Source organism: Verrucomicrobiota bacterium, from assembly GCA_016871535.1.
Taxonomy (GTDB): Bacteria; Verrucomicrobiota; Verrucomicrobiia; order Limisphaerales; family SIBE01; genus VHCZ01.
Map to the genome: position 1 here is coordinate 1 of VHCZ01000344.1, position 5,610 is coordinate 5,610.

The following is a 5,610-nucleotide window of genomic DNA, read 5'->3' on the forward strand; positions in this document are numbered from 1 at the left end:
GTTCCTGACCGTGATCTGCAACTTTCCTGACGCGTGAACCCCCATTGTTGAACCACGCAATGCAGCGGACTCGCGTTAGAATCCAGTGGAGTGGATAGTTCTGCGGCCGCGAGCCGCTGATTGCAGCTGTTCGGCAGAAAACTCCACACACAACTCCAATGCAACGAATCTACTCTTTGACAATTCTACTTACATTCTTTTGCTTGGGATGCGGTTCAACATCGGCCGCCGACCTTGACGAATCCAAGGAGCCGCCATTGGAATTCGTGGTGAAAGTTGGTGATAAATCTATCACGATCACCGAAGGTGAAACAACGCAACTAGACGGTGCCTTCACCAATCCAATGATCTCAATTGCGCCTCAACTTTATCGCGTCTTTCCGTATCAAGGAATCACCTTTAAGTATCCGCGGCCATTCACTTTCGAGGCTGATCTCGCAGATCCGGATCGAAAAATCTGGACGCTCTCAGGGAACGATCTCAAAATCATGTACTTTGTATTGAACGCGCGGCTTACGACTGGGGAATTCGCCAATAACATGATTGACCAATTCGGTCGCGAGAACTGCAAAGTCACTGATGCGAACGCCAAGATCACCCTCGGAAAGCAGACGCTGTCGGGCACATCGATCCACGTCACTTTGGCAACGCATAAGATGGTAATGGACATCTACCAGATTCCATCGCGTGGGGCCGTTACCAAACTTCTCGTGTTTCAGGATAGCTTGGACGATACAGGCAACCGCTCGAATGAAGGTAGGCAAACACTTAAAGACATGGCGGCGTCCTTCACAGTTGACAAATGAGATGCCGAACAAAGCGGTGCAGCCGAGCGGGGGTAACGCTGCTTGGTAGTGGTCAGGTCAACCGTCCCCGCCGGCTGACCGCGGTCGTTAGGCTGCCCTGCAGGTTTCCGGAGCCGTTGGACTATGCGAAGCGAACCGCCGCTCCTCGATCCACCCACGCACGGGCTGAACATCGTCCCTTTCGCCAGCATGGCGGGCGGCTGGCTGGGTCCGCTGATGATGTTCTGGTTGTACGTTTGGGGGCCGCTAAGGCCTTTTGCGTATCCGAGCGGTGATTTTCTGCCGGGAGCATGGTTCCTTTTTCCCGTCGCTGCCTGCATCGCCCTGTGGTGGGCCTTGCCAAATAGTTACTTCCGCGTGCACAGCTTCGAGCGTTCTGGCCGGCTCTACGAGTGGCTCGGCGTGCTCGCTTTTCGAAAGTTCGCGCCGAACGGAGATTTCGCGAATCGCTGGGAGCGCCGGAGAGACCCCAGCTTCCGAATGATCCGGTGCCGGAAATCTGCAGCTGCCTTCATCGTGCGCACCATACAGAGCGAGCGCGGCCACATCGTTCTGTTGGCGCTTGGCGTCATATCTTCGGCGTACGCGTGGAGTGTGGGCTGGCACGGCTGGGCGGTGTACCTGGCTGCGGGAAATGTCCTGGTGAACCTCTATCCGGTCCTGCTTCAACGTTACACTCGCGGGCGCATCGAAGGGCTCTTGAGCCGTGGTCCACGGGCGGCAGCCTAACAATTCGTTCAAGCCGACGCCGCTTCGCGGCGCGGCTTAACTCAGGCGTTATCCGGACATTGCGTGGTGATCGATTTGCCAAAGCCAATGCTCGTCCGGGGTTGACCCACATGAATCCCTGGTTCGGGAAGGCGGTCATCCTCGCCGCCAGCGTGGTGATGATCTTGATCCGGGCACCTCACGGGCATCGGAGTCGGACCATCAAGATCATCAAAGATCGGAAGGGCAGGCTTGAAGTCGCGGTGCTGTCGTTTGCGATGCTTGGGTTCTTCATCCCGCTGGTCTGGGTCGCGTCACCAGCGTTTGCATTCGCGGAGTATCCGCTGCGGCTTGGTCCATTTGTCGGCGGCATTCTGTGCTTCGCGGCCGGGCTTTGGCTGTTCTACCGGTCGCATGCGGACCTCGGGGCCAACTGGTCGATCACCCTTCAGGTCCGTGAGAATCACCGACTGATCACGGAAGGCGTCTATCGACGCATCCGGCATCCGATGTACTCCTCGCTCTTTTTGTATTCCATCGGACAGGCGCTCGCGCTGCCGAACTGGTTCGCAGGTTCTTCGTACCTCGTGACCTTCGGGTTTCTCTTCCTGCTTCGCGTTCGCGTCGAAGAGCGGATGATGCTCGAGGAGTTCGGTGATGAATACGCGGCGTACATGGCGAGGACGAGGCGGCTCGCCCCAGGAATCTGGTGACCAAGGCGTGCCGGATAACATGCGCATGCACCTGACGGGGCCGCGCGTGACGCTCCTGGCCGCCGCACGGCGGCCAAACGCGTCCCCGCAGGTGATGCGCGGACGTTAGCCATCTCGTCCCACAGGACACTCTTACGTACACCTCATTTCTCTGCTTGTTGTTTTTCGAACGCAAGGATGGTTTATGGACATGATCAATACCGCAGCAACACACCGTCGCACGCTAAGACGTGTACTGACCGGGGCTCTGCTGCTTGGCCTGGCGTGGTTGTGCTTTCGATTATTCGAACCGATCTTCGTCTGGAACATCGGCTGGCAGCCTCTGCCTGCGATGGCGGAAAATGAGGCCCTGAGGGCCGACGCGGAATTCGTTGATGCAGAGTGGCGCGAACTGGGAGCGCCCGCCGCAAAGCGCTTGCGCGATGCGCGCGCGAAACTGGAGACCCCAGCGCTATCGGCCGCGGTTTCCATCTACGGCAAACGCGTCTGGGCCGGTGCTGTCGGTCTGGCAGATGTGGAAAGCCAGCGCTACGCAAACTTGGATTCGCGCTTCCGTTTGGGCAGCACGTCGAAAGCGGTAACCGCGGTGGCGATCGGCACGCTGCTGGACGCAGGCCGCCTGGATTTGGAACTGCCGGCTCAACACTACATCGCAGACTTGGCGCCACCGCTGGCCACTATCACGACTCGCCAAGCCATGAGCCATACCGCCGGCGTGCGCAACTATGGCCTATGCCTTTGCTTTCCGATATGGGAGCAATACGGTCGAAGATCCTTTGCCAACACACGCGCAGCACTGCGGGTGTTCGAACGCGACCCGTTGCTATTCACACCAGGCGAGGATTTCGCCTATAGCAGCTATGGCTACAACATCGCCGGGGCGGTAATCGAAGCTGCAACGCAGACACCGTTTCTCGACTACCTGCAGCGGGCGGTATTCGATCCCCTGAAAATGACTCACAGCGGCGGCGACTTCGCCGATGTGTCCGTTGCCGATCGTGTGTCGTTTTACGACACGGCGGATGGCAGCTATAAACCTGCGTATCGCGTCGATAACAGCGTAAAGCTGCCGTCGGGCGGCTTACTCTCGTCGCCCTCCGACATGGTGGCATTGGGCAGCGCCATGCTCTCCGACAGGTTACTCAGCGTCGCAACACGCGAGCGCTTGCTGACGCCGCAACGCCTAGCCGACGGTCGCGAGAATCCACAGGGCTACGCCTTGGGTTGGCGCGTGTCGGATCAGAAGAAGTTTTTCAATGACTCGTTGACAACTCGAATCATCCATCACCACGGCGCCGCGGTGGGAAGCACATCGTACTTTGCGGCCCTGCCGGAGTTCGGTCTGGTGATCTCGGTCATGATGAACAAGGGACAAGAGAACCTCGACTCGCTAGCACCAGAGGCTACGGCGCTGGTCGACCTCTTTCTGGCGGAGTTGCAGCGTCGCGATGCGGTTACGCGGGAATCAACGCCAAACGCAGCGGGAAAGTGATGGCTAACAAGTGCGTGCAGCCGACGCGAAGCAAGACTTCGCGCGGCTGACGCATAGCGTTGGACAACGAGAGTACTAGCCCGATGTAGCCTTCGGAGTGGCAACGCATGAGAGCAATTGTGTATGAAAAATATGGACCGCCTGAGGTTCTTCAGTTGAAGGAAGTCGAAAAGCCCACGCCCAAGGACAACGAAGTCCTGATAAGAACACAAGTGGCAACGGTTACATCAGGCGACTGGAGGGTGCGAAGTCTTAATGTCCCATTCGGCTTCGGACTCATCATGCGTTTGGTGTTTGGAATCTCACGACCAAAGCAACCCATACTAGGGTCGGAGTTGGCTGGGGTAATTGAAACGGTCGGCAAAGATGTAAGCAAATTCAAAGTTGGTGATTTGGTTTTTGCGTTCAGTGATGCCGCCATGGGTTGCCATGCGGAGTACAAATGCATGGCTGAGGACGGGGCTGTGGTGCCAAAACCGTCCAGTCTGACTTTTGAAGAAGCCGCAGCGCTGTCTTTTGGCGGAACAACGGCGTTGGATTTTCTCAGAAGAGCAAAACTTCAGAGCGGAGAAAGCGTGCTCGTCAATGGCGCATCCGGAGCGGTTGGCACAGCGGCGGTGCAGCTTGCCAAGCATTTCGGGGCAATTGTCACCGGGGTGTGCAGTAGCGCGAACGTGGAACTGGTGAGGTCTCTGGGCGCCACTCACGTCATCGACTACACCCAACAGGATTTCACCCGGAATGGCGAAACCTATGATGTCATCGTCGATACTGTCGGTACGGCTCCGTTCTCCCGCAGCAAAGCTTCGTTGAAAGAAGGAGGGCGCCTTCTTATGGTATTGGCTGAGTTGCCCGAAATGCTTAGAGCTCCATGGGTGTCGATGACAAGCAGCAAGAAAGTCATCGCTGGGCCAGCCACCGTGCGCGTTGAAGATTTGCGTTTTCTCGCTGGTCTGGCTGAGGCGGGGGCATTCAAACCGGTTATTGATCGGCGCTATACGTTCGAGCAAATCGCCGAGGCTCACCGCTATGTCGACACGGGCCGCAAGAAAGGGAATGTCATCATAACTCTGGGGCATGACGAATGAACCCAGGAGGAGCGGTCACGTAGGCGACCATCTGAGGCGACGTTGTCCAACAACCGGTTGCAACGGACGGGCCGCTACGCGGCCCGCCGCTGAACCGGGGCGTTGGGCAGAACGAAACGGAGCGCATGCAGCATGAGCACTCCCGAACTCGTAAGCGCGTTCTACGAGCGCATCTGGAACCGTGGCGAACTAGCCGCCGCTGAATCCATCTTGCATGCGAGTTTCTCGTTCCGCGGGTCGCTCGGCGACCAGTGCGCCGGCATTGAGAGCTTTCTCGACTACGTGCGTACCGTTCATGCGTGTCTGGCGCAGTACCGCTGCGACATCCTCGACTGCGTGAGTGAAGGGGATCGCGCGTTCGCGCGCATGCGATTCTCGGGCAGCCATGTCGCTTCACTGCGCGGGTGGGAGCCAACCGGTCTGCCGGTTGAGTGGCAAGGCGCCGCGCTCTTCACGTTTCGCGACGGGCTCATTGTCAGTCTGTGGGTCCTGGGGGATCTCGCGGCACTTGAGTCGAACCTTGAGCGCAATGCGGTGGCGCAGTCTGCCCAACAAGCGCTTCGAGCGGACGCCGCAAGCTGATACACTGACGCCGCAAGCGCCTGAGCGCCGCTCAAGCGCACCACGTTATGCAGACACGAGATCGGGACGACGGCAGATGACTGAAAGAGTCCGGGGACTATCCGGCATTACGGCGGTTGTGATGTTCTGGACGGCGTTGTTCAGTTTCGCGGCTGCTTATCCTGGTTATTCCCATTCTCACAAGGCGATCAGCGAGTTGGGCGCTTTCGGGGCACCTCACG

Annotated in this window: 6 protein-coding genes; all 6 read left to right on the forward strand. The window is 58.1% G+C overall.

Annotation, left to right across the window (positions count from 1 at the left end; genetic code table 11):
- The first annotated feature begins 158 nt into the window (after positions 1 to 158).
- The 6 genes from FJ398_25585 to FJ398_25610 all read left to right on the forward strand — a co-directional run bounded on the left by FJ398_25585 (position 159) and on the right by FJ398_25610 (position 5,389).
- Positions 159 to 806, forward strand: a complete 648-nt coding sequence (locus tag FJ398_25585) for a hypothetical protein (GenBank protein ID MBM3841263.1) — start codon at positions 159 to 161, stop codon at positions 804 to 806.
- A 123-nt stretch (positions 807 to 929) separates the two neighbouring features.
- Positions 930 to 1,535 (forward strand): hypothetical protein, encoded by a 606-nt coding sequence (locus tag FJ398_25590; protein ID MBM3841264.1) that lies wholly within the window; start codon positions 930 to 932, stop codon positions 1,533 to 1,535.
- Positions 1,536 to 1,645: 110 nt separating this feature from the next.
- Positions 1,646 to 2,227 carry an isoprenylcysteine carboxylmethyltransferase family protein gene (locus FJ398_25595; GenBank protein ID MBM3841265.1) on the forward strand — a complete coding sequence of 194 codons (582 nt, stop codon included), beginning with the start codon at positions 1,646 to 1,648 and terminating at the stop codon, positions 2,225 to 2,227.
- Positions 2,228 to 2,411: 184 nt separating this feature from the next.
- Positions 2,412 to 3,719 carry a beta-lactamase family protein gene (locus FJ398_25600; protein ID MBM3841266.1) on the forward strand — a complete coding sequence of 436 codons (1,308 nt, stop codon included), beginning with the start codon at positions 2,412 to 2,414 and terminating at the stop codon, positions 3,717 to 3,719.
- Positions 3,720 to 3,826: 107 nt separating this feature from the next.
- Positions 3,827 to 4,807, forward strand: a complete 981-nt coding sequence (locus tag FJ398_25605; protein MBM3841267.1) for an NAD(P)-dependent alcohol dehydrogenase — start codon at positions 3,827 to 3,829, stop codon at positions 4,805 to 4,807.
- 132 nt (positions 4,808 to 4,939) lie between these two features.
- Positions 4,940 to 5,389 carry an ester cyclase gene (locus FJ398_25610; protein MBM3841268.1) on the forward strand — a complete coding sequence of 150 codons (450 nt, stop codon included), beginning with the start codon at positions 4,940 to 4,942 and terminating at the stop codon, positions 5,387 to 5,389.
- The last annotated feature ends 221 nt before the right edge of the window (positions 5,390 to 5,610 follow it).

Excerpts from the sequence above, each read along its gene's own strand:
- FJ398_25610 (MBM3841268.1), top strand. The coding sequence starts at position 4,940 with ATGAGCACTCCCGAACTCGTAAGCGCGTTCTACGAGCGCATCTGGAAC.
- FJ398_25605 (MBM3841267.1), top strand. The coding sequence starts at position 3,827 with ATGAGAGCAATTGTGTATGAAAAATATGGACCGCCTGAGGTTCTTCAG.
- FJ398_25595 (MBM3841265.1), top strand. The coding sequence starts at position 1,646 with ATGAATCCCTGGTTCGGGAAGGCGGTCATCCTCGCCGCCAGCGTGGTG.
- FJ398_25600 (MBM3841266.1), top strand. The coding sequence starts at position 2,412 with ATGGACATGATCAATACCGCAGCAACACACCGTCGCACGCTAAGACGT.
- FJ398_25585 (MBM3841263.1), top strand. The coding sequence starts at position 159 with ATGCAACGAATCTACTCTTTGACAATTCTACTTACATTCTTTTGCTTG.
- FJ398_25590 (MBM3841264.1), top strand. The coding sequence starts at position 930 with ATGCGAAGCGAACCGCCGCTCCTCGATCCACCCACGCACGGGCTGAAC.